Source organism: Pseudomonas sp. B12(2026) (assembly GCF_057767015.1).
In genome coordinates this window covers 3,020,600-3,046,899 of sequence record NZ_CM173430.1, presented here as the reverse complement: position 1 = coordinate 3,046,899, position 26,300 = coordinate 3,020,600, and the positions used below count along the sequence as shown (strand labels likewise).

Genomic DNA, 26,300 nt, shown 5'->3' with positions numbered 1-26,300 from the left:
TGTAGGGTGGACATCGCTTTTCATGTCCACCATCGGCGTCCAGCCTGGGCTCCATGGTGGATGTAAACAGCGACGTCCACCCTACGCACTGGCCCTTGTCCGCGATCCGCCGGCAGGGCCGGCGTCAGGCGGGTTCGCGAGCAAGCTCGCTCCTACAGGGGGCGTGCGTCGTCACTCGGTTTCCCGCCCGATATGCTCGCGCCGCCAGGCCGCCGGCGACATGCCGTACTGCATGGTGAACCAGCGGGTGAAGGAGCTGGGCATCCCGTAGCCGAGCAGGTCGGCGATGCGCCCGAGCGAGTAGCGCGGGTTCTCCATGTAGCGCAGCACCAGCTCGCGGCGCACTTCGTTGATCAGGTCGGAGAAGGTCACGCCGTTCTCCTCCAGGCGGCGCTGCAGGGTGCGCACGTTCAGGCCCAGCGACTGGGCGATCTGCTCGATGGTCGCGCGGCCCATCGGCAGCAGCAGGTAGATGGCCTTGCGCACCTCGTTCAGGGTGCTGCCTTCGGTGGCGCCGGGCAGCGACTCGACGAAGCTGCGCGCGTGGCGGGCCATGGCCGGGTCGGCCATGGGGTTGGCCGCGTCGAGGTCGGTCGCGGGGATCACGATGCCGTTGAACTCGCTGCCGAACTCGACCTTGCAGCCGAACAGGCGCCGGTGCACCTGCAGGTCCGCCGGCGCGTCGTGGCTGAAGTTGACGCTGATCGGCCGCCAGTGCGGGCCGAGGAGGGCGGCGCAGAGGCGGTAGAGGGTGCCGATGGCCAGCTCGATGCCCTGGCGCATGGGCATCGGCGGCACGGTGATGATTTCCTCGCGCAGGATCGCTGTCTTGCCTTCCTGGTCGATGTACAGGGCCAGCGACTCGTTGATCATGTGGCGGTACTGGACGATGGTGTCGATCGCCTCGCGCAGGGTCGCCTGGTGGCTGATCAGCAGGCTGATCACGCCGAAGTCGGCGAGCTGGCGGGATTCGGCCATGCGCAGGCCGAAGGTCTCGCAGCCGCTGGCGCGGGCCGATTCCTCCAGCAGGCTGATCACCGGGGTGATCGGCACGCGCTGCTCGGGGTGTTCCAGCATGGACAGGGTCAGGCCCGCCCGGCTGAACTGCTGCTGGGGGTTGAGGCCGAGGTGGCGGGCCACCTCCAGGTAGTTGGTCAGTGCCGCAATACGAACCATTGGGGTCATACCGGTCGCCTTCTTGTTCTTGTGTGGCTGCGTCGCGCCGGCGGGTGCCTGTCACGAAATGACAGGTTCAACACCCTTGCCAGCACGCGTTTGGCTTGGTCGATGACGACAGATTCTATCGGTGAGTTCAATAAAGCGTGTACGAACTTTCGTATATCGGCCAGCGCCGTTGGGCGTCATCGCGCCGCCCTGGCTCGCGCGCTGCGTGGGATATGGCCCGGGCGCGGGGTGGCGGATGGCGTCGCCCCTGTCATCAATTGCGAAGTGCCTGACGTTCTATGCAAAGCAGCGCCGCCGCCCTGCCTCTACTGTCTGCTCCAACGAGTTCGAAACAGTTGCAAGGTGACCCGGTGAAACACAACGAATCCACCACCGTCCTCATCGTTCCCGGTCTGCGCGACCACGTGGCCGAACACTGGCAGACCCATCTCCAGGCCCGTCTGCCGAAGGCGCGCAGCGTGCCGCCGCTGACCGGCGACAAGCTCGACCTCGATGCCCGCGTCGCCGCGATCCAGCACGAGCTGGCGCAGATCGACGGCCCGGTGATCCTGGTCGCCCACAGCGCCGGCGTGCTGATGGTGGCCCACTGGGCGGCCCGCCACGACCGGCCGATCAAGGGCGCGCTGCTGGTGACGCCGCCGGATGTCGAGGCGCAGTGGCCGGACAACTATCCGAGCGCGCAGAGCCTCGCCGAGCGCGGCTGGACGCCCCTGCCACGGCAGCCGCTGCCGTTCCCCTGCCTGGTGGCCTCCAGCGACAACGATCCGCTGGCCACCCCGCAGGCGGTGCAGCGCCTGGCCAACACCTGGGGCGCGAGCCTGGTGGAGCTGGGCCGCGTCGGCCACATGAACCCCGCTTCCGGATTCGGCGACTGGCCGGAGGCGGATGCCCTGATCCAGATGCTGGATCGCTGATCCCCGATGCAAGTTCGCACCTCGGCGCCTGGCGCCGGGGCAGGCACGCGCATGCCCTGAAAGCGGCGCGGGCGAAGGCCGCGGGACGGGCCTGGATGGCGTCCCGACCACAACAAGAAAACGGAGCACACGAATGCACTACCAGAGCACCCCACCGCGGCGCCTGCGCCGCTGCCTGCTGGCCACCGCGATTCTCGGCGCCTTCGGCGGTACCGCCGCCCAGGCGTTCGAGCTGGACACCGGCAACCCGGACATCTCGGTCCGCTTCGACAACACCGTCAAGCTCAGCTACGGGCAGCGGGTGGAAGCGGCCAACAGCAAGATCGCCGGTACCGCCAACACCAACGACGGTGATCGCAACTTCTCTTCCGGCAGCCCGGTGACCCAGCGCTTCGACCTGCTCAGCGAACTGGACTTCGTCTACCGCGACAGCATGGGCTTCCGCCTCAGCGCCGCCGGTTGGTACGACCACGCCTACGACGACGTCGGCGCCGCCAACCCGTTCCCCGGCCAGAAGGGCAACGCCGGCCACCTGGTCACCGCCAGCGGCGCCGTGCTCGCGCCGCCCGGCGCGCAGCCGCAGACCCACGGCCTGAGCAACTTCGCCGACCGCTACTACAACGGCCCGTCGGGCGAGCTGCTCGACGCCTTCGTCTTCGCCAGCCACCAGGTCGGCGACGACATGCAGCTCAGCGGCAAGCTCGGCCGCCACACCATCTACTGGGGCGAGACCCTGTTCAGCGCCGCCAACGGCATCAACTACGGCCAGTCGGCCCTGGACCTGGGCAAGCTGTACAACGTGCCCGGCACCGAGGCGAAAGAGCTGTTCATGCCGCGCAACCAGGTCTCCGCCTCGCTGACGGTGAACCCGGAGCTGACCCTGGCCGCGCAGTACTTCCTCGAATTCGAGAACTCGCGTTTCCCCGAAGGCGGCACCTACATGGGCCCCTACGACATGCTCAACGACGGCGGCAACGTGTTCTGGCTGCCGCTGCCGGCGCTCAACGCCTTCTACGGCGCGCCGCGCGGCCACGACCGCAAGCCGGACAACTCCGGCGACTACGGCGTGATGGCCAAGTGGAGCCCGGAATGGCTCGACGGCACCCTCGGCTTCTACTACCGCAACACCTCCGACACCCTGCCGGCGGTGCTGGTGGATGCGCCGAACATGCACAAGCCCGGCCTCGCCGGCCTGCAGGGGATGAACTACTTCACCGCCTACGCCGACGACATCGACATCTACGGCATCAGCCTGTCGAAGGAGATCGGCGGGGTGAGCGTCGGCATGGACCTGAACTACCGCGAGAACATGCCGCTGGCGAGCAACTTCACCACCGTTAACCCGACCCTCTACGCGGCGGCGCAGCACGGCCTGATCAACGGCGCCAACCTGATCGGCGAGCTGCCCAGCGACGGCGACACGGGCCTGGCCCGCGGCAAGACTTTCCACGTGGTGCTCAACGGCCTGGTGACCTTCGGCGCCACCCCGCTGTGGGACGCCTCGTCGCTGGCGCTGGAGGGCACCCTGACCCACCTGATCGACGTCACCGAGGGCGAGCAGACCTTCAAGGGCGACTCCAGCTACCACGGCGTGGACAAGGTCACCACCAATGCCTACGCCATGTCCGCCAACTTCACCCCGACCTGGTACCAGGCCTTCCCCGGCGTCGACCTGTCCATGCCGCTGGCCTACAACGTCGGCCTCAACGGCAACTCGGCGGTGCAGCTGGGCGGCAACGAGGATGCCGGCAGCTACTCGGTCGGCATGGCCGCGGACTTCCACCAGAAGTATCGCGTCGACCTGAAGTACGTCGACGCCTTCGGTCCCTTCGACACCTGCGGCAGCGGCCACGACAACAACACCCCCGGGGCCAACGGGCAGTACCAGTGCATCCCCGGGCAGATCACCTCGCAAGGCGGCCTCGCGCCCCTGCTGAAGGACCGCGGCATGGTGACCGCTTCCTTCAAGGCGACTTTCTGATTTCACCCCAGGCTCCCTACCCGGAGCAGGAGAAACACAGCATGAACTTCAAGCCTACCCTGATCGCCACGGCCCTCGGCCTGGCCCTGTGTGGCGCGGCCCAGGCCGCGGTTTCCCCGCAGGATGCCGCCCAGCTGGGCAGCACCCTGACCCTGGTCGGCGCCGAGAAGGCCGCCAGCAGCGACGGTTCTATTCCCGCCTACGCCGGTGGCCTGACCAGCGCCCCGGCCGGTTTCAAGGCCGGCGACAGCATGCGCCCGGACCCGTTCGCCAGCGACAAGCCGCTGCTGGTGATCGACGGCAAGAACGTCGAGCAGTACAAGAACCAGCTGAGCGCCACCACCATCGAGCTGGCCAAGCGTTATCCGACCTTCCGCGTCGACGTCTACCCGACCCACCGCAGCGCCGCGCTGCCGGAGACGGTGCTGGAGAACAGCCGGAAGAACGCCGTCACCGCCCAGTCCCTGGAAGGCGGCACCGCCATCGACAACGCGCTGCCGGGCGTGCCGTTCCCGATCCCGCAGAGCGGCGCCGAGGCCATGTGGAACTTCCTGCTGCGCTACCAGGGGGTGAACATCAAGGCCAAGTACGACTCCTGGAACGTCGACGCCTCGGGCAGCGCCAACCTCGCCACCACCGGCCAGGCCTTCATCAACTATCCGGTGTACGAAGACCTCACCCAGCCGGTGAAGGGCTCCGAGGTCTACTACCAGATGAAGCTGTACTACAGCGGCCCGGCGCGCCGCGCCGGCGAGGCGATGATGCTCAAGGACGCCGCCAACCCGCTGCAGCAGCCGCGCCGCGCCTGGCAGTACCTGCCCGGCCAGCGCCGCGTGAAGCTGGCGCCGAATCTGGCCTACGACACCCCGAACCCGGGCATGGCCGGCGCCGGCACCTACGACGACGTGTTCGTCTTCAACGGCGCGCTGGACCGCTACGACTGGAAGCTGGTGGGCAAGCAGGAACTGATCGTGCCCTACAACACCTACCGCCTGACCTACGCCAGCGACATCAAGCCGGTGGTCACGCCCAACCACCTGTCGCCTGACTACGTGCGCTGGGAGAAACACCGCGTGTGGGTGGTCGAGGGCACGCTCAAGCCCGGTGCGCGGCACATCTACGCCAAGCGCCGCTTCTACCTCGACGAGGACAGCTGGGTGGCCGTGGCCTCCGACCAGTACGACGCGCGCGGCCAGCTCTATCGCGGCTCCTTCGCCTTCCTCAGCCAGAGCTACGACAAGCAGATTCCGGACGCCACCCCGTTCATGATCTACGACCTGACCGCCGGCTCGTACAACATCAACGGCGTCGTCGGCCCGTACGGCGGCATCAGCTACATCGATCCGCTGGCCAAGACCCAGTGGTCCCCCGAGGCCCTGGCCGGCAGCGGCATCCGCTGACGGTGGGCGCTCGCGCCCTTTGATGAAAGCGGCGGCCCGGCCGGGCCGCCGCTGCCTTGCGAGGAAAGCTCCATGCAGATCCCCTTCAAGCGCCTGCTGCTGCTCGGCGCCTTGATGCTGGCGGGCAGCGTCGAGGCCGGCGAGTACGTCGACGTGCTCGACCTGCCGGCGGCCCACAGCGAAGTCCCCGGCCGCGCGCCGCTGCTGGCGATCACCCGAGCCGGTGAGCGCCTGGTCAGCGTCGGCGCGCGCGGCCACATCCTGTATTCCGAAGACGGCGGCACCAGCTGGCGCCAGGCCGAGGTGCCGGTCAGCTCCGACCTCACCGCCGTGCGCTTCCCCACGCCGCAGGACGGCTGGGCCGTGGGCCACGACGGCGTGGTCCTGCACAGCGCCGACGGCGGCCTGCACTGGCAGCGCCAGCTCGACGGCCGGCAGATCGGCCAGCTGATGCTCGACTACTACGCCGCGCACCCGCAGCCGGACAGCGACACCTGGCTGGACCAGGCCGAGCGGCTGAAGGAGGAGGGCGCCGACAAGCCCTTCCTCGACCTGTGGTTCCGCGACGCCCGGGAAGGCTTCGTCGTCGGCGCCTTCAACCTGATCCTGCACACCACCGATGGCGGGCGCAGCTGGGAGCCGTGGCTGCACCGCATCGACAATCCCCAGTCGCTGCACCTGACCGCCATCGCGGCGAGCGGCGACGACCTGTTCATCGTCGGCGAGCAGGGCCTGCTGCTGCGCCTGGACCGCCAGCGGGAGCGCTTCGTCGCGCTGCAATCGCCCTACGCCGGCAGCTTCTTCGGCGTGGTCGCGCGGCCCGGCCTGGTGTTCGCCTACGGCCTGCGCGGCCACGCGGTGCGCAGCGTCGACGGCGGCACGCAGTGGAGCGCGGTGGACACCCGCCTGCCGGTCAGCCTCACCGCCGCCAGCTTCGACGCCCAGGGCCGCCTGTACCTGTTCAGCCAGGCCGGACAGGGCCTGGTCAGCCGCGACGACGGCGCCAGCTTCACCCCGCTGGAGCTGGCCGAACGCCTGCCCGTCAGCGGCGCCGTGGCCGGCTCCGGCCGGCTGCTGCTGGTGGGTGCCCGCGGCGTGCGCGAGAACGCCATGCCGGCGCGCTGAGCGCGCCGGCTGACAGAACATAAGAACAAGAGAAAAGAGACAGCCTCATGGTCGACCTCAAGCAAGGCGAAATGCCCGTAGTCCGCGAACTGCGGGACTTCGACATCCACAGCGGCAATCTGCTGGAGCGCCTGGTATTCAACAACCGCGCGCTGTTCCTCGCCCTAATCGCGCTGGTCACCCTGGTGCTGGGCTACATGGCGGTGACCCGCCTGGAGATGCGCCCGGCGTTCGAGAAGATGATTCCCCACGGCGATCCCTACATCCGCAACTACCTGGACAACCGCGCCGCGCTGCGCGGCCTGGGCAACTCGGTGCGGGTGGTGGTGGAGAACCCCAGCGGCGACGTCTTCGACCCGGCCTACCTCGACAGCCTGCGGCAGATCAGCGACCAGCTGTTCCTCAGCCACGGCGTCGACCGCGCCTGGATGAAGTCGCTGTGGTCGCCGGCGGTGCGCTGGACCGAGGTCACCGAGGAAGGCTTCCAGGGCGGCCCGGTGATGCCCGACGGCTACGACGGCAAGCCCGAGGCCATCGGCCAGCTGCGGCAGAACATCGCCCGCGCCGGCATCGTCGGCAGCCTGGTGGGCAACGACTTCCGCTCCAGCATGCTGGTGGTGCCGCTGCTGGACCATGACTCGGCCACCGGCAAGGGCATCGACTACCGCGAATTCTCCCGCGCCCTCGACGAGCTGCGCCTGAAGTACGAATTCCTCGGCGACGAGCGCGCCTTCGCCGCCGGCGAGGTGGGCAAGGGCCCGGTGCGCCTGCACGTGATCGGCTTCGCCAAGCTGGTCGGCGACCTGGTCGACGGCCTGCTGCGGGTGATGCTGTTCTTCGGCCTGGCGGTGGCCACCGCCTTCGTCATCATCCTGTTCTACACCCACTGCCTGCGCAGCAGCCTGCTGGTGATCGGCTGCTCGCTGCTGGCGGTGGTCTGGCAGCTGGGCCTGGTGGCCTCGCTGGGCTATGCGCTGGACCCATACTCGATCCTGGTGCCGTTCCTGATCTTCGCCATCGGCGTGTCCCACGCCACCCAGAAGATGAACGGCATCATGCAGGACATCGGCCGCGGCACCCACAAGCAGGTGGCCGCGCGCAACACCTTCCGCCGCCTGTTCCTCGCCGGGGTCACCGCGCTGCTCTCCGACGCGGTGGGTTTCGCCGTGCTGATGCTGATCGACATCCCGGTGATCCAGGACCTGGCTATCGCCGCCAGCATCGGCGTGGCGGTACTGATCTTCACCTCGCTGCTGCTGATGCCGGTGGTGCTGTCCTACGTCGGCGTCAGCCCGCGCGCCGCCGCCCGCGCCCTGCGCGAAGAGCAGGAGGAAGCGCGCGAGCAGGGCCTGGGCCGGCTGTGGGCGCTGCTCGACCACTTCACCGAGCGGCGCTGGGCGAGCATCACCCTGATCGTCGCCGCGCTGCTCGGCGCCGGCGGCCTGCTGGTCAGCCAGCACCTGCAGATCGGCGACCTCGACGCCGGCGCCCCGGAGCTGCGCGCGGACTCGCGCTACAACCGCGACAACGCCTACATCACCGGGCATTACGCGCTGTCCAGCGACCTCTTCGCGGTGATGGTGAAGACGCCCGCCGAAGGCTGCCTGAACTACAAGACCCTGATCCTCGCCGACCGCCTGGGCTGGGCGCTGCAACAGCACGAAGGCGTGCAGGCCACCACCTCGCTGGTCAACGCGGTGCGCCAGATCACCGCCGGCACCTACGAGGGCAACCCCAAGTTCGCCAGCCTGCAGCGCAACCAGGACGTGCTCAACTACGCCGCCCAGCAGGCTTCGGTGAACACCCCGGAGCTGTTCAACACCGAATGCTCGCTGATGCCGGTGATCGCCTTCCTCAAGGACCACAAGGCGCAGACCCTGGACGAAGTGGCCGGCATCGCCGAAAACTTCGCCAAGGCCAACAGCACGCCGGACCGCCAGTTCCTGCTGGCCGCCGGCAGCGCCGGGATCGAGGCGGCGACCAACCGCGTGGTGCGCCAGGCCAACCACCTGATGCTGTTCTACGTCTACGCGGCGGTGGGCATCTTCTGCCTGATCACCTTCCGCAGCTGGCGCGCGACCCTGGTGGCGCTGCTGCCGCTGGTGCTCACCTCGATCCTCTGCGAGGCGCTGATGGTGCTGATGGGCATCGGCGTGAAGGTCGCCACGCTGCCGGTGATCGCCCTGGGCGTGGGCATCGGCGTGGACTACGCGCTGTACCTGCTCAGCGTGCAGCTGCAGCTGCAGCGCGCCGGCTTCCCGCTGGCGCTGGCCTACCGCCAGGCGGTGATCTTCACCGGCAAGGTGGTGGCGCTGGTCGGCGTGACCCTGGCCGCCGGGGTGGTCACCTGGGCCTGGTCGCCGATCAAGTTCCAGGCCGACATGGGCATCCTGCTGACCTTCATGTTCCTCTGGAACATGCTTGGCGCGCTGATCCTGATCCCGGCGCTGTCGCACTTCCTGCTGAACGGGCGCAAGGTCTGAGGCTGCAAGCGGTCTCGGGCTGGCGCGCTGCAGCTTTGTTCGCGAGCAAGCTCGCTCCTACAGGGCGAACCAGGGTGCTCCTCGTAGGAGCGAGCTTGCTCGCGAACCGCCAGGGTGCCGGTGTTGCCGGCGGATCGCGGAGAAGCTCCGCTCCTACGAAAGCCGCGCCGGCGCGACCCCGTAGGAGCGGACCTTGTCCGCGAATCCCCCGGAGCGCTTCGTTGTACCCGGCAAACCTCGTCCGTAGGATGGCGTGGAGCGCAGCGATACCCATCAATCGCGTGCACCGGCAGCATGGGTATCGCTGCGCTCCACCCATCCTACGGGTGCGCTTTCCTTAGCCATTTCCGCCTCTTCATTCAATCGAACGCCGGAATCGCCTCCAGCTCGCGCAGCAGCCAGTCGGCGAACTCCCGCGCCAGCGCCTGGTTGCCATGCGGCGGGATGATCAGGAAGTACGGATAGGGCGCCGGGAAGTCGATGTCGAACAGGCGCACCAGCCGCCCCTGGTGCAGCTCCTCGCCGGCCAGGATGTGGTCGCTGATGGTCACGCCGCCGCCGGCCACCGCCGCGCGGATGGTCAGGTACGCGTCGGGGAGGAACACGTTCTGCCGCGCCTGCAGGCCGGGCACGCCGGCGGCGAGGAAGTAGCGGCTCCAGTCGAAGCCGTCGTCCTCGTGCAGCAGCACCTGGCGCGCCAGGTCGCGGGGCTTGCGCAGGTGTTCCTGGGTGTTGAGCAGGCGTGGGCTGCACACCGGGAAGTAGCGGATGTCGCCCAGCGCCGCGAAGCGCTGGCCCTCGATGTGCGTCTCGCCGAAGGAAATCACCATGTCCGCCTCGCCCAGGTCGCTGCTCATCGGCAGCAGGTGCAGGGCGACTTCCTGATAGTTGCGCAGGAATTTCTCCAGCAGTGACGACACCCGCGCCAGCAGCGCCGGGGCACAGGCGATGCGCAGCTCGCCGGCCGGCTCCTCGTTGGGCAAGGCGCGGCGGATGTCGCGCAGCTGGTCGAAGGCGCTGCTGATCTGCTGGCTCAACTGGCGCCCGGCCGGAGTCAGCCTGACGCCCTTGCCCTGGCGCTTCACCAGGGCCATGCCCAGTTCTTCCTCCAGCTTCTTCACCTGGTGGCTGACCGCCCCGTGGGTGACGTGCAGCTCCAGCGCCGCACGGCTGATGCTGCCTTGCCGGACCAGCGCCTCGAAAGCGCGCAGGGCGATGAGGGAGGGCATGCGGAATGCACTGTTCGAACGCATGGAGAGGCCTTTTATGTGAATTTGACTAACGGTTCAGGCGGAAATCTTTTGAGTTGCCGTTAGTAAAATTTGCACAGAAGATGCTCCCACGCCAACACCGATCAACAAGAACAAACGGTTGGAGACCCGCCATGCAGCATTTCGTCGACTTGCTCGGCCTGGGCAAGCGCTACGGCAACCTGCAGGTCCTGAGCGACCTCAGCCTGAGCATCCGCCAGGGTGAATTCCTCACCCTGCTGGGGCCTTCCGGCTCGGGCAAAAGCACCACGCTGATGATGCTCGCCGGCTTCGTCGAGCCCAGCGCAGGGCGCATCGAACAGGGCGGCCGCGACATCACCCGCCTGCCGCCGGAGCAGCGCGAGTTCGGCGTGGTGTTCCAGGGCTACGCGCTGTTCCCGCACATGAGCGTGGCGCAGAACGTCGCCTACCCGCTGCGCATCCGCAAGGTGCCGGGCGCCGAGATCGCGCGCCGGGTCGCCGAGGTGTTGGGGCGCGTCGGCCTGGCCGGCATGGGCGAGCGCGGCATCGCCCAGCTTTCCGGCGGCCAGCAGCAGCGCGTGGCGCTGGCCCGCGCGCTGGTGTTCAAGCCGAAACTGCTCCTGCTCGACGAGCCGCTGTCCGCCCTTGATCGCCGCCTGCGCCAGGAGATGCAGGGCGAACTGGCGCGCATGCACAAGGACTTCGGCACCACCTTCGTCTTCGTCACCCACGACCAGGAAGAAGCCCTGGCGCTGTCCGACCGCATCGCCGTGTTCAACAAGGGCCGCCTGGAGCAGGTCGGCACTCCGCGCGAAGTGTACGAACGCCCGGCCAGCCGCTTCGTCGCCAACTTCCTCGGCGATACCAACCTCTTGGAGGTGGGCGTGGTCGCTCGCGAAGCCGAAGCCACGCTCTGCGATTTCCGTGGCCAGCATCTGCGCGTGGCGCACGCACCCAATACCGGGCAGGGCGGCAAGAGCTGGCTGGCGGTGCGCCCGGAGCACATCGACCTGCGCCCGTTGCAGGACGCCGGGCGCGACAACGGCCTCTGCGCCACCGCCGGCAGCGCCACCTACCAGGGCGCCCACGTCAATCTGGAACTGACCCTGGAGCAGGGCGAGCGTCTCGACCTGCGCCTGCCGGTGTCGCACCCGCTGCTGGGCGATCTGCACAGCGGCCAGCGCTACTGGTGCAGCTGGTCGCCGCAGCACTGTCATCTGTTGTCCGCCTGACTCACGCATAACGAAAACAACGTTTGGGGAGCAATCACATGAAAGAACGCCAAGGCTTCATCGAAGACGCACTGGACATCGCCGCCCGGCGTGGCGAGCGCGCCGGCATCAGCCGCCGCGATTTCAACCGCAGCCTGTTGCTGCTCGCCGCCGCCAGCGCCTTGCCGTTCGGCACTGGCGGCCGCGCCTTCGCCGCCGGCAACCTGGTCGTCGCCAACTGGGGCGGCGATGCGGTGCCGGCCTTCGAGAAGAGCTTCGGCGGCTTCAACGACGTTTCCGGGATGACCCTGAAGATCGACGGCAGCGGCCCCACCGAAGGCGCGCTGAAGACCCAGGTGAACAGCGGCGCGGTGCACTGGGACGTGTGCGACGGCGAGATGTATTCGTCCTACCGCCTGGGGCGGGACCAGTTCCTCGCGCCCATCGACTTCGGCATCGTCGACAAGTCGCTGATCGGCTACGGCGACGTGCATGACTTCGGCCTCGCCAACTACACCTACAGCTACGTGATCGGCTACGACCACGCGCAGTTCGGCAAGAACCCGCCCAGGTCCTGGGCCGATTTCTGGGACGTGAAGAAGTACCCGGGCAAGCGCACGCTCTACAAGTGGATGAGCGCCAACCTCGAATGCGCGCTGCTGGCCGACGGCGTGCCGCCGGAGCAGCTCTACCCGCTGGACGTGGACCGCGCGCTGCGCAAGATCGAGCAGCTGCTGCCGCACATCGCCACCCACTGGTCCACCGGCGCCGAGTCGCAGCAGCTGATCCGCGACGGCGAAGTGAGCATGGCGCAGATGTGGCACACCCGCGCCGAGCTGGTGAAGAACGACACCGCCGGCAAGATCGACTGGAGCTTCGACGGCGGCATCGTCTCGCCCTCGGTGTGGATGGTGCCGAAAAGCAACCCGGCCGGCACCAAGGCGGCCATGGACTTCATCGCCTTCGCGCTGCGCCCGGAGGTGCAGGCCAGGCTCATGGAGGTCTACAACATGGGCCCGGTGAACCTGAAGGCCAACGACCTGCTCAGCGCCCAGCTGCAGGCGATCAACCCCACCGCGCCGGACAACCTGAAGAAGCAGGTGTCGCTGAACAACAAGTGGCACGCCGAGCACTACGGCGAAACCCTGGAGCGCTACCTGGCGCTGATCGGTGGCTGAGATGCGGCGCTTCGCACCGGGCGTGCTGCCGGTCTACGGCCTGCTGATCCTGCCCCTGCCGCTGCTCGTGGTGGTCGGCTACCTGCTGCCGACCCTCGGCGTGCTGGGCTGGAGCTTCAGCCTGCCGGAATGGGGCACGCAGAACTACGCGGCCATCGCTGACAACGCCAACCTGCAGGCGGTGATCTGGCGCACCCTGCGCATCTGCCTGCTGACCACCGCGATCAGCGTCGCCATCGCCTACCTGATCGCCTATCGCTGGCGTTTCGCGACGCCGCGCGGGCGGCAGCTGATCGAGCTGTTCGTGCTGTTGCCGTTCTGGCTGTCGATGCTGATCCGCGCCTTCGCCTGGCTGGTTCTTTTGCGTAATGGAGGAATTGTGAGCCAGGGGCTGATGGCCACCGGCTGGTTCGACGCGCCACCGCCGCTGGTGCGCAACGAACTGGGCGCGCTGATCGGCATGGTGCACTTCATGGTGCCGTACGCGGTGCTGCCGCTGCTGTCGTCGCTCAAGCAGGTGGACGACAGCCTGCTGCGCGCCTCCAGCAGCCTGGGCGCCAGCCACTGGCAGACGCTGAAGGACATCTTCATCCCGCTGACCCTGCCAGGCGTGGTCGCCGCCTCGGCCATCGTCTTCGTGTTCAGCCTCGGCTGCTTCGTCACCCCGGCGCTGCTGGGCGGCGGCAAGGCGGCGATGCTCGCCGAGTACATCTACGTGCAGATGTTCCAGCTTTCCAACTGGGGCCTGGGCGCGGCGCTGAGCATCGTGCTGATGCTGCTGGTGGTGGGCTGCGCGCTGCTGTTCGGACAACTCATCGGCTTCCGCCGGCTGCTCGGGAGGACTGAGCTGTGACCCCGCAGGGAACCTTCGTCTCCGCCATGCCCAAGCCGGGCAAGCCGCAACTGCCGCGCCCGCCGCTGGGGCGCTGGCTGTCCTGGGCGGCGCTGGTGCTGTCCGCGCTGTTCCTGCTGCTGCCGATCCTGGTGATCGTGCCGCTGTCGTTCGGCAACCAGCGCTACCTGGCCTTCCCGGAGGGCGGCTGGTCGCTGCGCCACTACGCGACGCTGTTCGACGGTGCCTGGCTGCTGTCGATCCTGCAGAGCCTGGGCCTGGCGCTGCTGGTCGGCGCGCTGTCCACGGCGCTGGCGTTCCTGTTCGCCACCGGCATCTGGCTGCAACGGCGCTTCCGCACCATGCTGACGCTGATCGTGCTGCTGCCGATGATCGTGCCGCAGGTGGTCTCGGCCATGTCGATCTACTACCTGGGCGCGCGCCTGGGCATCCTCGACAGCCTGCCCGGCGTCGGCTTCGGTCATCTGCTGATGGCGCTGCCGTACTCGGTGATCGCCCTGCTGGTGGCTTACGCGCGGCTCGACCTGAGCCTGTACAAGGCGTCCCGCTCGCTGGGTGCCGGGCTCTGGCCGACGCTCTGGCACGTGCTGCTGCCCAATGTGCGCGGTGGCATCCTCGGCGGCTTCTTCATGGGCTTCGTGATGAGCTGGGAGGAAGTGGTGGTGACCCTGTTCACCAGCGGCCTGAACGTGGTGACGCTGCCCAAGCGCATCTGGGACGGCCTGCGCTACAACCTCGACCCGGCGATCGCCGCCGTGTCCACCCTGATGATCGTCCTCACCCTGGCGGTGATGCTGCTGCGCATGTACCTGGAGCGCCGCCGACCGCCTTCCTGATCCACCTCTGGCCACTGGATAGTGGCTGCACAAACTGCCTGTCGAACGCACCTTGTCCCTGAGGAGGGAATCCCCATGCTTACCGCTTTTCCCGCGCGCACCTACCGTCAACGCGTCGAAGCCGTCAAACGCCGCATGGCCGACCTTGGCCTGGACGCCCTGGTGGTCAACTACCCGGACAACATCAACTACCTGACCGGCTTCGACAGCCTGGGCTTCCTCTGGTACCAGGCGCTGGTCATCTCGCCCAAGCTGGCCGAGCCGGTGTTCCTCACCCGCACCAGCGAAGAGCCCTGCACCTGGGAGCTGTCCTGCGTGAACGAGGCGATCTTCTACGACATCGCCAGGCAGGACCCGCTGAAGATCGTCGCCGACGTGCTGGCCCAGGCCGGCCTGTCCCGGGCGCGCATCGGCCTGGAAATGACCGCCTCGACCTTCACTCCGGCGCAGTACAACGCGCTGCTGGGCTACCTGCCCGAAGCGCGCTTCGAGGACGCCGGCCCGCTGGTCGCCGAGAACCGCCTGATCAAGACCGCCGAGGAAATCGAATACCAGCGCAGCGCCGCGCGCATGGCCGACCAAGGCATGCTGGCCGCCTTCGAGGCGCTGCGTCCGGGCATCTCCGAGGTGGAAGTGGCCGGCATCGTCGCCAACGCCCTGGGCCGCGCCGGCAGCGAGTATTCGGCGATCAGCCCGATGTGCGCCACCGGCCGGCGCAGCACCATGACCCACGCCATGCCGCACCGCCAGACCATCAGTCACGGCGACGTGGTGATCCTCGAACACGCCGGCGTGTGCAACCGCTACCACGCGATCCTCATGCGCACCGCGGTGATCGGCAAACCCAGCCCGCGCGTGAAGGAAGTGGCGACCCTGCTCACCGAGGCCTTCAACGCCGCCATCGAGATCGCCAAGCCGGGCACCCCGGTGGGCGAGGCCAACCGCGTGTGCAACCAGATCCTCGACCGCATCGACCTCTCGCGCACCCGCGTGCACCGCATCGGCTACAGCCTCGGCCTTGCCTACCCGCCGACCTGGCTGGAGGCGATGATGGTGGACGAGGCCGACGACCACGTGTTCCAGCCGAACATGTCGTTCTCCATCGAGCCCAACCTGTCCCTGTACAGCGAAGGCTTCGGCATCAAGCTCGGCGACACCGTGCTGTGCGGCGAGAAGGGTTCGGCGAGCCTTTCGGAGCTGCCGCCGGAACTGACGGTGATCGACTGATCGGGGGACTTTTGATGAGTCAGGTGATGGACGTTTTCTGGCACGACGACGTGCTGCGCCACGACACCGCCGCCGGCATGTTCGAGGCGCCGCCCAGCGACCTGCTGGCCGAGCAGCTGCAGCACCCGGAGAGCAATCCGCGGCTGCTGAACATGCGCGCCGTCCTCCAGCGCGGGCCGGTTGCCGGCTCGCTGCGCTGGCATGCGGGCCGCCACGCCAGCGAAGCGGAACTGCTGCGCTTCCACGATGCCGGCTATCTGCGCGGCATCTTCGCGGCGGATGCCGAGGGCAAGCGCTTCAGCAGCACCACGCTGATGTCCGCCGGCAGCCTCGCCGGGCTGCTGGCCGCCGCCGGCACCAGCCTGGCGGCGCTGGAAAGCCTGCTGGCCCGCGGCAACCCGGCCATGGCCCTGGTGCGCCCGCCGGGCCACCACGCCGCGCCGGCCATGGCCGACGGCTACTGCTTCTTCAACAATGTCGGGATCGCCGCACGGACTGCCCAGGCGGCGGGGCTGGAGCGGGTCGCCATCGTCGACTGGGATGTGCACCACGGCAACGGCACGCAGGAGGGCTTCTACGACGATCCTTCGGTGCTCACCGTGTCGCTGCACATGGACCACGGCGCCTGGGGCCCGAGCCACCCGCAGACCGGCGCGGTGGACGAGCGCGGCGCTGGCGCGGGGCTGGGCAGCAACCTCAACCTGCCGCTGCCCATGGGCTCGGGCGACCGGCTCTACGAAATGGCCTTCGCCCGCTTCGTCGAGCCGGCGCTGCGGACGTTCAAGCCGGACCTGCTGATCATCGCCAACGGCCTGGACGCCTCGCAGTTCGACCCCAACGGCCGCCAACTGGTGACCATGCAGGGCTTCAACCGCCTGGCCCGCCGCGCCCGCGCGCTGGCCGACGAACTCTGCCAGGGGCGCCTGCTGGTGGTGCAGGAGGGCGGCTACAACCCGGCCTACAGCGCGTATTGCCTGCACGCGGCGACCGAGGGCTTCCTCGGGCAGCCATCCACGCTGCCCGATCCGCTGGCCTACATGCCCGAGCCGGCGGCGCGGGTGGAGGCCGATCTGGCTGCGCTGGATACGCGACTGGCTGCGGCGGGGTGGACGTTCGGTTGATCGACCCGAGCCCGGTGTGATTTTCCTGGTCGGGTCGTTTCAATGCGGCTCGCGAGCAAGCTCGCTCCTACAGGAAAGCGCGCCGGAGTTTGGCCGTGACTGTAGGGCGAGCTTGCTCGCGAACCATCGCCGAACCTGCCCCGTCAGCGCTGGTTGCGATAGCGCTCGGTCAGGGACTGCACGCGGGAGACGTAGTATTGCGTCTCGGCGTAGGGCGGCACCCCGTTGTACTCGTCCACGGACGCTTCGCCAGCGTTGTAACCGGCCAACGCCAGCGTCTGATTGCCGTTGAAGCGCTTGAGCAGCCAGGCCAGGTAGCGCACGCCGCCATGAATGTTCTGTCGCGCGTCGAACGGGTCGTCCACGTTGAAGCGCACGGCGGTGGCGGGCATCAGCTGCATCAGTCCCTGGGCGCCGGCTACGGAAATGGCGTTGGGCTGGAATGCCGATTCGGCGTGGATCACGGCGCGGACCAGCGCCCTGTCGACACCGTAACGACTCGAAGCAGCCTCGATCTCCCGCCGATAGGAGCGGGTGTCCAGGCGCAGTGAGGCGACCTTGAAATCCTTCGGCGCCCTGCACAGATAGCAGCCCTTGATGTAATTCACCTCGATGACATCGACCCGTGCGGAGATCCCGACGGGGCGTCGACTCACATATTGGCGAATACCCTTGTGGACGAAGGTGTACACACGGATCGGCACCGCGATCGGGTTGCCGTTTCGCACGAGACCTGGCCGGGCATTTTTCCTGGCGCCGCCACCCAGGCGGGTGCAGCGGGCGCTGGCGACGGCCTGGCTGGTGTAGCTGATGGTGCCGTCCCGGGCCTGGCACTTGAACATGGCGCTGGCGTAAAGCGGGGCGACCAGCAACGCCAGTCCGATGCATCCGGGAAGGCTCCTGCGAGCCCATCGCCATGCTCTGGAACCCATCACACCGCTCCGCGCCACAGGCGCCGGTCAGGCTTGGGAACACCTGACCCGGGCAAGTGAGAAACACCAACAGGGGCTGCCGTTGCCGGTAGCCCCAAGCCCTTGTTGCTGGCAGGCCGGCAGGTCTGCCAGGCGCTGCCTTTGGAGGGTATTTCCTGGGTGCCCCTGCCATGTGTTCAGGTAGTTATAGCCCTTGTAACCGACCTTGGAGCCTGCCTTGACGTACGGGCTGCCGGTGTTCCAAGGCGTGGCGCAGGCCCGGGTAGTCGATGGCAAGTACCGCTGCTTCCGCGAGGAGACGGGGGCCTGCCTGGAACAACGCGATTCCATTTTGCAGGATCGAGTCGAGCTTGCTCGCGGACAGACCTACCGGTGACTGGCGTTTCGTCTTTGTAGGATGGCGTGGAGCGAAGCGATACCCATCAATCGTCGGTGACCCTGGCGATGGGTATCGCAAGCTCCACCCATCCTACGAGGTGCCATGTGCGTGGGTATGTTGCGGAGCGATGCATCGCATCGCTGGCTATGCCCGCTCCTCTAGAGGCCGCTCCGCGCGCGCCCTGGTGCCGGGCACCAGCCCCAGGACCAGGGCGCAGCCGAGCAGGATGGTCAGCGCGCCGAGGCCCTGGATCAGCGACAGGTCCTCGCCCAGCACCAGCGCGCCGATGAGCACGGCGACCACGGTGACGACGAATTCCACGCTGATGGTCCTGGTGGCGCCGATGCGTGCCACCAGGTGGAAATAAACCACGTAGTTCACCGCGCTCAGCACGCAGCCGCACAGCAGCAGATAGAGGAAGTCGAGCGGCTGCGGCGTGCCCGGCACCGGCACCCAGATCAGCAGCGGCAGCGTCAGCAGGCCGCCGACCAGGAAGGCGCCGCAGGTCACCTCCCAGGGCCCGGCGGTGCGCAGGTGCAGGCTCGCGTAGTTGCTGCCGAAGGCCGCGCAGATGGCGCCGAACACCGAGGCGGCGCAGCCGAGGATGAAGGCGTGGGTCACCGGCACCGCCGGGAAGCCCACCAGCAGCACCATGCCGGACAGCCCCAGCATCAGCCCGCCGAGGCCGCTCCAGGTGATGCGCTCCAGGCCCCAGAGGCGCCCGATGATCATGGAGAACAGCGGAATGCCGGCGACGAAGATCGCCGCCATGGCGGTGCCGATGCGCGGGGTGGCGTAGGTCATGCCGATCAGCTGGCCGGCGACCGTGGTGGCGCCGACCACGCACAGCGGCTTCCACAGCCCGCGGAAATTCAGCACGCGCCCGGACAGCCGCGCCGCCACCAGCAGGGTGGCGCTGGCGATCAGCGCGCGGAAGCTGACCGCGCCGACCCAGCCGAAGCCGGCGATGGCCTTGAGCAGCACGAGGAAGGACAGCCCCCAGCCGATCGCAAGGAACAGGTAGGCGGCAAGGTCGCGCGGTTGCATGGAAACCCCGGGGCGCAAAGGCAGAAAGTGGGCCACCGAAGCGCGGTGGCGAGTCGGGCTATCTTGCCGGTTGTCCGGGACGCCTGGGAAGGCGGCGCACCGACCTTTTCCATCCTGGCAGCGCCGCTCCCGGCGAGGCTCTTGTTGTAGGAGCGGGCTTGCCCGCGAACCCTGCTTCACGCCGGAGCCATGCGGTGTAATGCGTTCGCGAGCAAGCTCTCTCCTACCGGGATCAGATGTGGTGGATCTGCAAGTCCTTGATCACGCACACCGAGGCATCGGTCGGCAGGGTCGCGTCGGTGTAGTCCACCTGGTTGTACACCCCGCCATGGAAGCTGAAGATGTGCGCCGCCCAGCTGGCGTCCAGCGGCATCGGCGGGATGGTCGAGGTGCGGCCGTTGCAGCTGGCCTGCACGCTGAGCATCAGGCTGGAGGTGGCCAGGATGAGGATGTCGAAGTCCGCGCCCAGGGGCACGTTGTCCAGCACCGTGCTGTTTTCCGGGGTGGTCTGGTTGAAGTTCTGGCGGAAGCCCATGGTCAGCCTGCCTTTCTGCCAGAACACCTTGAGCAGCGGGCCGTCGTCGTTCTTCACGTGCATCTGCGCCACCACCACCTTCTGCGCGGAATTCACCTGGGTGACCTTCATCAACTGGTGGTTCACGTGTTCGGTGGCGCTGCTCAGGCTCCAGTAGAGCGGTTCCTTCCATTCGCAACGGGTGCGGTGGGTGCTCTTGGTCGATGCGCCGCGGGTCGGCGCGGTGAGCTGCAGGCTGCCGTCCGGCAGCCGCAGGACCAGTTCGGGATACTGCTCCAGGGCGAGCGGGCCGGGGATTTCCAGGGCCACCGGGTCGCTTGGGGATTTCGCCACGGGCAGGGTGATGTTGAGGTTGTCGATGCTCACGTTCATGCCGGCACTCCTTCAACGGTGAGGGGGTGCAGCCTTTGACCGGCGATGGACGTGACGCTTCGAATTTTCGGCTGAACGGTCCCCGCGGCCGGAACGCACGGCGCCAGCCCCACCGGGGCGGTCCCGGCAGGCGCCGTGGTGCGAGGGGCTCAGCGGCCCGGCAGCATCGGCGTGAGGTGCAGGATGTTCAGCAGGTGCGGGACGCGCAACGGGTAGCAGGCCTGCAGGCGCACGCGTGCCTCGGACAGCGTCATGTGGCGGGAGAACGAACGCAGCACGGTCTTGCCCAGGCAGTGACCGTCCTGAAAATGCACGAGGAATTCATTCATGGCGAAGCGACAGCGGGAAACACGCACGAAGTGGCGCACTGGGCGCGAATGATAGCGGCTCCCGCTGCCCCGGCGTTGCCATGAATCAGTCTTTTCCGGGCAGCGCCGACGGAACGGCCGGTCTGCGCGAGCCGATCCGACGACCGGCCGGTCGGATGCCGGTCACCGCTCGGTCGCGTAGTCCAGGCGCATGCCGAAGGCATGCATGAAGAACGCCGCCAGCTGCAATTCCAGCATCCCCCCGTTGAGCGACGCCAGGTGCGAGGGCTGGCGCCGGGTGCGCTGGCTCACGGCGGTGAATTCTTCATGGATGATGCCCTGGGACTGGGGATCGGCGATGAGGCGGTAGCAACTGTCCGGCAGGTCGTCGCGCTGCCTGGCGAGCAGGCTGAGTTCGGGGTGGCCGTCGGCGTTGGTGATCAGTTCCACGCTGCAGTGCAGGCCCCGGTCGCGGGCGAAGCGCGAGGCTTCTTCGAAAGCGGGCAGGGCCTTCTGCAGGACCTGGATTTCGAAGGCGAGGAAGAACTGGTCGTTGAAATCGACTTCCGGGGTATTCCGGGCTGCCTGATCGTGCATCGCCGGCATCTCCTGTGTCGATGAATCCATGAAGTCCAGCGAGCGACCGTCGGGATCGCCTGGGCTTCGTCATCGCGGCATTGCAGCTGCTACAACGCATACACCCGTCAACCGGCAACACCATTTGCCTGAACGAAAGGCCATCAGACGTAAGCGCCGGCGGAGTGTCAACGGGCAATCCCGCATAAGGGAGCGGCCGCAAATAGCCAGGCGCTCTGCTCCCTGGTGCCGGAGCGGGCGAAGGGCAGGCACGGCGGATAGCCGGCGGCGTGTAAAGCTGGCGTTACGCCTGCTGGCCGTCCACCCGGACTTCGGACGGGCGGCCACCTGCCACGGCAGTCAGAACGCGAAGTCATCCATGGCCAGGGCGGCGTCGCTGCCGTCGACGATGCTCTGTGCCAGCCCCGGCGCGCGGGTCAGCACGTGCCCGGCGTAGAACTGCGCGGTGCGCAGCTTGGCGCGGTAGAAGGCGGTGTCCCCGCTGCCGGTGGCCAGGTGCTGCTGGGCGATCCGCGCGGCGCGAGCCAATTGCCAGCCGCCGGCGACGATGCCGAACAGCTCCAGCAGCGGCACGGAGCCGAGCGCCACCTGGCGGACCTGGCGGTCGTAATGGTTGACGACGTAGGCCACGGCGTCGTCCAGGGCATTGATCGCCAGGAACAGGTGGTGGCGGATGCCCGCCAGCTGCGTGTCCTCGTCCGGCAGGCCGCGCTGGGTGTCGCGCATCTGCGCGATCAGCGCGGCGGCCGCCTCGCCGCGGTCGCGGGCGATCTTGCGGCCGATCAGGTCGCTGGCCTGGATGCCGGTGGTGCCTTCATAGATCGGGGTGATCCGCGCATCGCGCAGGTGCTGGGCGGCGCCGGTCTCCTCGATGAAGCCCATGCCGCCGTGGACCTGCACGCCGAGGGAGGCGATGTCCACGGCGTTTTCCGTGCACCAGCCCTTGACCACCGGGATCATCAGGTCGACGAAGGCCTGTCGCTGGCGGCGCATGGCCGCGGCCGGGTGGCCCTGCGCCTGGTCCATGGCCAGCGCCACTTCGCAGGCCAGCGCGCGCATGGCCTCGATCCGCGAGCGCATCGACATCAGCATGCGGCGCACGTCGGGGTGGCGCAGGATGGGCACCCTGGCGCGGCTGGAGCTGCCGGTCTCGACGCCCTGGATGCGCTGGCGGGCGTAGGCCACCGCGCGCTGGTAGGCGCGTTCGGCCAGGCCGATGCCTTCGATGCCCACCGAGAAGCGCGCGGCGTTCATCATGATGAACATGTATTCCAGGCCGCGATTCTCCTCGCCCACCAGCCAGCCGGTGGCGCCGCCGTGGTCGCCGAAGGCCAGCACGGCGGTGGGGCTGCCGTGGATGCCGAGCTTGTGTTCGAGGGACAGGCAATGCACGTCGTTGCGCGGGCCCAGGCTGCCATCGTCGTTCAGCAGCACCTTGGGCACCACGAACAGCGAGATGCCTTTCACCCCCTCCGGCGCGCCGGGCACGCGGGCCAGCGCCAGGTGGACGATGTTGTCGGCGAGGTCGTGCTCGCCGTAGGTGATGAAGGTCTTCTGCCCGAACAGCCGGTAGGTCCCGTCGCCCCGGGGTTCGGCGCGGCTGTGCACGGCGGCGAGGTCGGAGCCGGCCTGGGGCTCGGTGAGGTTCATGGTGCCGGTCCATTCGCCGCTCACCAGCTTCGGCAGCCAGGTGCGCTTGAGCTCCTCGGAGCCGCGCAGTTCGATGGCCTCGATGGCGCCACGGGTGAGCATCGGGCAGAGGCCGAAGGCCAGGTTGGCGGCGTTCCACATTTCCTCCACCAGCGCCGAGACCAGCCGCGGCGCGCCCTGGCCGCCGAAGCCGGGCGGGCAGGAGAGGGCGTTCCAGCCGTTGGCGACGAACTGTTCGTAGGCGTCGCGCCAGCCGGGGGCGGTGCTCACCCGGCCGTCCTGCCAGCGCGCGCCCTGGCGGTCGCCGACGACGTTCAGCGGCGCCAGCACGCCCTGGGCGAAGCGGCCGGCCTCGCCGAGGATGGCCGACACCAGCCCGGCATTCATCTCCTCGTGCCCGGGCAGCTGGGTCAGGGCATCCAGCGGGTGCAGCTCGCGCAGGATGAACTGCATGTCGTGCAGCGGGGCTACGTATTCACTCATGGGGGAACTCCTTCAGGCGGCGCATGAATCCCCGGGCGGTCCCGCCGAGGCTGGTGCGGGGCGTTCTCGACCCGCCCTCAGGAGATCAGACCGGCCTTTGTGGCCGAAGGTGCCGCAACGGGCTGCCCGGCCCCGGCAAGGGGCGCGCCGCGGGCGGCGAAACCGCGAAGTTGCTGCTCCCGACGGGCGGGGCGTGGTAGAAGAGGGGCTCTCTGTCCGTCGAAAACTGATGCCCGCATGATCGAATTCAACAATGTCACCGCCTACCAGCAGCAGACCCGCGTGCTGGATGGTTTTTCCCTGCACATCGGCGAAGGCGAGAAAGTCGCCATCCTCGGCCCCAACGGCGCCGGCAAGAGCACGCTGCTCAAGCTGATCAGCCGCGAGCTCTACCCGGTGGATCGCGAAGGCAGCTCGCTGAGCCTGTTCGGCCTGCAGAACGTGACCATCTGGGACCTGCGCAGCCGCATCGGCTTCGTCTCCCAGGACCTGCAGGAGGACTACACGCCCTTCACCCAGGCGCTGGACGTGGTGATTTCCGGCTTCTTCGGCGCCATCGGCAGCCACGGCCACCTGCAGCCCACGCAGGCGCAGGTCGACAAGGCCCGGGAGCTGCTCGCCACGGTGGAAATGGACGGCCACGCGGAGCGCATGTTCCAGCGCCTGTCCACCGGCCAGAAACGCCGCCTGCTGCTGGCCCGCGCCTTGGTGCACGAGCCGCGCGCGCTGATCCTCGACGAGCCGGCCAACGGCCTGGACATGGGCGCCAGCCTGCAGATGCTCAAGCTGCTGCGGCGCTTCTGCGGCGCGGAGCACGCGATGATCATCACCACCCACCACATCGACGAGATCATCCCGGAGATCGAGCGCGTGGTGCTGATCGCCCAGGGCAAGGTGGTCGCCGACGGCGCCAAGGCCGACATCCTCACCAGCGAGCACCTGTCGGCGCTGTACCAGGTGCCGCTGAAGGTCACCGAGCAGGATGGCTGGTATCGCTGCTGGCATGCCTGATGGGTAGGAGCGGGCGCCTGGCTTTCGCCTATTCCTGATGCAGCGGATTCCGCCGCGATGGATTTCGCGGACAAGGTCCGCTCCTACGGTGGGCGCTCTGCTTTCGTAGGAGCGGATCTTATCCGCGATCCGGCCGGCAGGCCGGCTTGGCCATCGCCTGCAACTCCAGTCAGTAGGATGGGTGGAGCGGAGCGATACCCATGCTGTCGGAGCCGTGATCGATGGGTATCGCTTCGCTCCACACCATCCTACGGGAAGCAATACCGGGCTTTCCGAAATTACTGAATTACGCTCAGTAACCCATGCGATTTTATTGGGATTATCACAGCAGTCCTGCCGCCCTACAGTGAACCCAACCCAACACGAAGACCCGGCGCAGTGCCGGGCCAGGGGAGAGGAGATCTGCAAATGCGTACCTGGCTGATTACTGGAGCATCCCGTGGTTTCGGCGCCCTCATCGCGGAAAAGGCCCTGCAGGCCGGCGACGCGGTCATCGCCACCGCCCGCAAGCCCGCCGACGTCACCGCCCGCCTGGGCGAGCACGCCAACCTGCTGGCGGTGCGCCTGGACGTGACCCGCGAGGAAGAAGCCCACCAGGCCGTCGCCGAGGGCATCAAGCGCTTCGGCCGCATCGACGTGCTGGTCAACAACGCCGGCTTCGGCGTGCTGGGCGCGGTGGAAGAGACCAGCGCGGCGGAAACCGAGCGGCTGTTCGCCACCAACGTCTTCGGCGTGCTCAACGTCACCCGCGCCGTGCTGCCGCACATGCGCCAGCAACGCAGCGGGCACGTCATCAACATCTCGTCGATCGGCGGTTACCAGGCCTACATGGGCTGGGGCGTGTACGGCGCCACCAAATTCGCCGTGGAAGGCATCACCGAGGCGCTGCACCAGGAACTGGCGCCGCTGGGCATCCACGCCACGGTGGTCGAGCCGGGCTTCTTCCGCACCGACTTCCTCGACGAGCAGTCCCTGGTGAAGACCGCCCTGGAACTGCCGGACTACGACGAAACCGTCGGCAAGGTGCGCGGCATGGCCCACGACTACAACCACGCGCAACCGGGCAACCCGGCGAAGCTGGCCGATGCGCTGATGGCGCTGGTGCAGGCGGAGAACCCGCCGCAGCGCCTGCCGCTGGGCAGCGACACCGTGGCGCGCATCGAGGCGAAGAACCGCCTGGTGATCGAGGAACTGACCCAGTGGAAGGACGTGGCGCTGTCCACCGACTTCCGCGACTGAGCGGCACGCGGGCGGCGGCCCCGGGCCGCCGCTAGACCTCGCGCCGGTCGCGGGTGAACTCGACGAAGGCCTTGAGCGCCGCCGGCAGCTGGCGGCGGCTCGGGTAATACAGATACAGCCCCGGGTAATAGGGACACCAGTCTTCCAGCACGCGGCGCAGGCGGCCGTCTGCCAGCGCCGGGCGCACCAGGTCCTCGAACACGTAGGCCAGCCCGCAGCCATTGAGCGCGGCTTCGGCGATCAGGCCCATGTCGTCCAACGCCAGCGGGCCGTCCACTTCGGTTTCCAGCTTGATCCCGCCGCGCTCGAACTCCCAGCGGTAGTGGCTGCCGCTGGGGAAGCGCAGGCGGATGCATGGCAGGCCGCGCAGGTCCTGGGGATGCTGCGGCGCCGGGTGGGCGTCGAAGAATTCCGGGGTCGCCACCACCGCCGAACGTACATTCGGGCCGATGGGCACGGCGACCATGTCCGCCTCCAGCGTCTCGCCGAAGCGCACGCCGGCGTCGAAGCCGCTGGACACCACGTTCACCAGGGCGTTGTCGGCGACCACCTCGACGCGGATGTCCGGGTAGGCCGCGAGGAAGCGCCCGAGCAGCGGCAGCAGCACCATCTGCACCGCCGGACGCCCGGCGTTGATGCGCAGGGTGCCGGCCGGCTTGCCGCGAAAGCTGTTGAGGTCCTCCAGCGCGTCGTCGATGTCGCGGAACGCCGGCTGGATGCGTTCGCGCAGCCGCTCGCCGGCCTCGGTGAGCGCCACGCTACGGGTGGTGCGGTTGAACAGGCGCAGGTCGAGGCGCTCCTCCAGGCCGCGCAGGGAATGGCTGAGCGCCGAGGCGGAAAGCCCCAGCTGCACCGCCGCGCGGCTCATGCTCAGGTGTTCGGCGATGCAGAGGAACAGGCGCAGGTCGTCGCTGCTGATTTTCTTGCTGGAAGCCTTCATGCCGGCGCGTCGTGGGGGGGGATGGCTGCTGTGGTAGCCGACGGGTCGCACGCCCGTCAAG

General features: G+C 68.1%; 23 protein-coding genes. 14 read left to right on the top strand and 9 right to left on the bottom strand.

Annotation, left to right across the window (positions count from 1 at the left end; genetic code table 11):
* Positions 1–171 precede the first annotated feature (171 nt).
* Positions 172–1,176 carry an AraC family transcriptional regulator gene (locus tag AC3B6A_RS14195; protein ID WP_488403601.1) on the bottom strand — a complete coding sequence of 335 codons (1,005 nt, stop codon included), beginning with the start codon at positions 1,174–1,176 and terminating at the stop codon, positions 172–174.
* 359 nt (positions 1,177–1,535) lie between these two features.
* On the opposite strand from AC3B6A_RS14195, the gene AC3B6A_RS14190 reads away from it, so the two are divergent.
* From AC3B6A_RS14190 to AC3B6A_RS14170, 5 genes are all read left to right on the top strand, one after another.
* The gene (locus AC3B6A_RS14190; RefSeq protein ID WP_488397851.1) at positions 1,536–2,099 is read left to right on the top strand and encodes an RBBP9/YdeN family alpha/beta hydrolase; all 564 of its coding nucleotides are present in this window, start codon (positions 1,536–1,538) and stop codon (positions 2,097–2,099) included.
* Between the two features lie 133 nt (positions 2,100–2,232).
* Positions 2,233–4,080, top strand: coding sequence for a DUF1302 domain-containing protein (locus AC3B6A_RS14185; protein WP_488397850.1), 1,848 nt, complete (start codon positions 2,233–2,235; stop codon positions 4,078–4,080).
* A gap of 41 nt (positions 4,081–4,121) precedes the next feature.
* On the top strand, positions 4,122–5,480 hold the full coding sequence (locus AC3B6A_RS14180) for a DUF1329 domain-containing protein (RefSeq protein WP_488397849.1): 1,359 nt from the start codon (positions 4,122–4,124) through the stop codon (positions 5,478–5,480).
* Positions 5,481–5,552: 72 nt separating this feature from the next.
* A complete protein-coding gene (locus AC3B6A_RS14175) occupies positions 5,553–6,605 on the top strand; it encodes a WD40/YVTN/BNR-like repeat-containing protein (RefSeq protein ID WP_488397848.1) in 1,053 nt (350 codons plus the stop codon).
* Between the two features lie 47 nt (positions 6,606–6,652).
* Positions 6,653–9,088 (top strand): efflux RND transporter permease subunit, encoded by a 2,436-nt coding sequence (locus tag AC3B6A_RS14170; protein ID WP_488397847.1) that lies wholly within the window; start codon positions 6,653–6,655, stop codon positions 9,086–9,088.
* 359 nt (positions 9,089–9,447) lie between these two features.
* On the opposite strand, the gene AC3B6A_RS14165 is transcribed toward AC3B6A_RS14170, so the two are convergent.
* Positions 9,448–10,317, bottom strand: a complete 870-nt coding sequence (locus AC3B6A_RS14165; protein ID WP_488397846.1) for a LysR substrate-binding domain-containing protein — start codon at positions 10,315–10,317, stop codon at positions 9,448–9,450.
* A 155-nt stretch (positions 10,318–10,472) separates the two neighbouring features.
* On the opposite strand from AC3B6A_RS14165, the gene AC3B6A_RS14160 reads away from it, so the two are divergent.
* From AC3B6A_RS14160 to AC3B6A_RS14135, 6 genes are all read left to right on the top strand, one after another.
* The gene (locus AC3B6A_RS14160) at positions 10,473–11,552 is read left to right on the top strand and encodes an ABC transporter ATP-binding protein (protein WP_488397845.1); all 1,080 of its coding nucleotides are present in this window, start codon (positions 10,473–10,475) and stop codon (positions 11,550–11,552) included.
* A gap of 38 nt (positions 11,553–11,590) precedes the next feature.
* Positions 11,591–12,709, top strand: a complete 1,119-nt coding sequence (locus AC3B6A_RS14155) for an ABC transporter substrate-binding protein (protein WP_488397844.1) — start codon at positions 11,591–11,593, stop codon at positions 12,707–12,709.
* 1 nt (position 12,710) lies between these two features.
* The gene (locus AC3B6A_RS14150) at positions 12,711–13,562 is read left to right on the top strand and encodes an ABC transporter permease (protein WP_488397843.1); all 852 of its coding nucleotides are present in this window, start codon (positions 12,711–12,713) and stop codon (positions 13,560–13,562) included.
* Complete coding sequence (locus AC3B6A_RS14145) at positions 13,559–14,398, top strand: ABC transporter permease (protein ID WP_488397842.1); 840 nt, start codon at positions 13,559–13,561, stop codon at positions 14,396–14,398. Before AC3B6A_RS14150 ends, AC3B6A_RS14145 begins: the two co-directional genes overlap by 4 nt.
* Before the next feature lie 75 nt (positions 14,399–14,473).
* A complete protein-coding gene (locus AC3B6A_RS14140) occupies positions 14,474–15,625 on the top strand; it encodes a M24 family metallopeptidase (protein ID WP_488397841.1) in 1,152 nt (383 codons plus the stop codon).
* Positions 15,626–15,651: 26 nt separating this feature from the next.
* Positions 15,652–16,746 (top strand): arginase family protein, encoded by a 1,095-nt coding sequence (locus tag AC3B6A_RS14135; protein ID WP_488397840.1) that lies wholly within the window; start codon positions 15,652–15,654, stop codon positions 16,744–16,746.
* Positions 16,747–16,889: 143 nt separating this feature from the next.
* On the opposite strand, the gene AC3B6A_RS14130 is transcribed toward AC3B6A_RS14135, so the two are convergent.
* Positions 16,890–17,678 (bottom strand): lytic transglycosylase domain-containing protein, encoded by a 789-nt coding sequence (locus tag AC3B6A_RS14130; RefSeq protein ID WP_488397839.1) that lies wholly within the window; start codon positions 17,676–17,678, stop codon positions 16,890–16,892.
* A gap of 217 nt (positions 17,679–17,895) precedes the next feature.
* On the opposite strand from AC3B6A_RS14130, the gene AC3B6A_RS14125 reads away from it, so the two are divergent.
* The gene (locus tag AC3B6A_RS14125) at positions 17,896–18,054 is read left to right on the top strand and encodes a hypothetical protein (protein ID WP_488397838.1); all 159 of its coding nucleotides are present in this window, start codon (positions 17,896–17,898) and stop codon (positions 18,052–18,054) included.
* 147 nt (positions 18,055–18,201) lie between these two features.
* On the opposite strand, the gene AC3B6A_RS14120 is transcribed toward AC3B6A_RS14125, so the two are convergent.
* The 5 genes from AC3B6A_RS14120 to AC3B6A_RS14100 all read right to left on the bottom strand — a co-directional run bounded on the left by AC3B6A_RS14120 (position 18,202) and on the right by AC3B6A_RS14100 (position 23,049).
* Positions 18,202–19,104, bottom strand: coding sequence for a DMT family transporter (locus AC3B6A_RS14120; protein WP_488397837.1), 903 nt, complete (start codon positions 19,102–19,104; stop codon positions 18,202–18,204).
* Between the two features lie 232 nt (positions 19,105–19,336).
* Complete coding sequence (locus tag AC3B6A_RS14115) at positions 19,337–20,011, bottom strand: polysaccharide lyase family 7 protein (RefSeq protein ID WP_488397836.1); 675 nt, start codon at positions 20,009–20,011, stop codon at positions 19,337–19,339.
* Between the two features lie 149 nt (positions 20,012–20,160).
* The gene (locus AC3B6A_RS14110) at positions 20,161–20,340 is read right to left on the bottom strand and encodes a hypothetical protein (RefSeq protein ID WP_207887598.1); all 180 of its coding nucleotides are present in this window, start codon (positions 20,338–20,340) and stop codon (positions 20,161–20,163) included.
* A 162-nt stretch (positions 20,341–20,502) separates the two neighbouring features.
* Complete coding sequence (locus tag AC3B6A_RS14105) at positions 20,503–20,916, bottom strand: hypothetical protein (RefSeq protein ID WP_488397835.1); 414 nt, start codon at positions 20,914–20,916, stop codon at positions 20,503–20,505.
* A 339-nt stretch (positions 20,917–21,255) separates the two neighbouring features.
* Positions 21,256–23,049 (bottom strand): acyl-CoA dehydrogenase, encoded by a 1,794-nt coding sequence (locus AC3B6A_RS14100; protein ID WP_488397834.1) that lies wholly within the window; start codon positions 23,047–23,049, stop codon positions 21,256–21,258.
* Between the two features lie 237 nt (positions 23,050–23,286).
* On the opposite strand from AC3B6A_RS14100, the gene AC3B6A_RS14095 reads away from it, so the two are divergent.
* Complete coding sequence (locus tag AC3B6A_RS14095) at positions 23,287–24,060, top strand: ABC transporter ATP-binding protein (RefSeq protein ID WP_488397833.1); 774 nt, start codon at positions 23,287–23,289, stop codon at positions 24,058–24,060.
* A 408-nt stretch (positions 24,061–24,468) separates the two neighbouring features.
* A complete protein-coding gene (locus tag AC3B6A_RS14090; protein WP_488397832.1) occupies positions 24,469–25,299 on the top strand; it encodes an oxidoreductase in 831 nt (276 codons plus the stop codon).
* A 31-nt stretch (positions 25,300–25,330) separates the two neighbouring features.
* Here the strand turns inward: AC3B6A_RS14090 and AC3B6A_RS14085 are convergent, their stop codons facing one another.
* On the bottom strand, positions 25,331–26,239 hold the full coding sequence (locus AC3B6A_RS14085; RefSeq protein WP_488397831.1) for a LysR family transcriptional regulator: 909 nt from the start codon (positions 26,237–26,239) through the stop codon (positions 25,331–25,333).
* Positions 26,240–26,300: the final 61 nt, after the last annotated feature.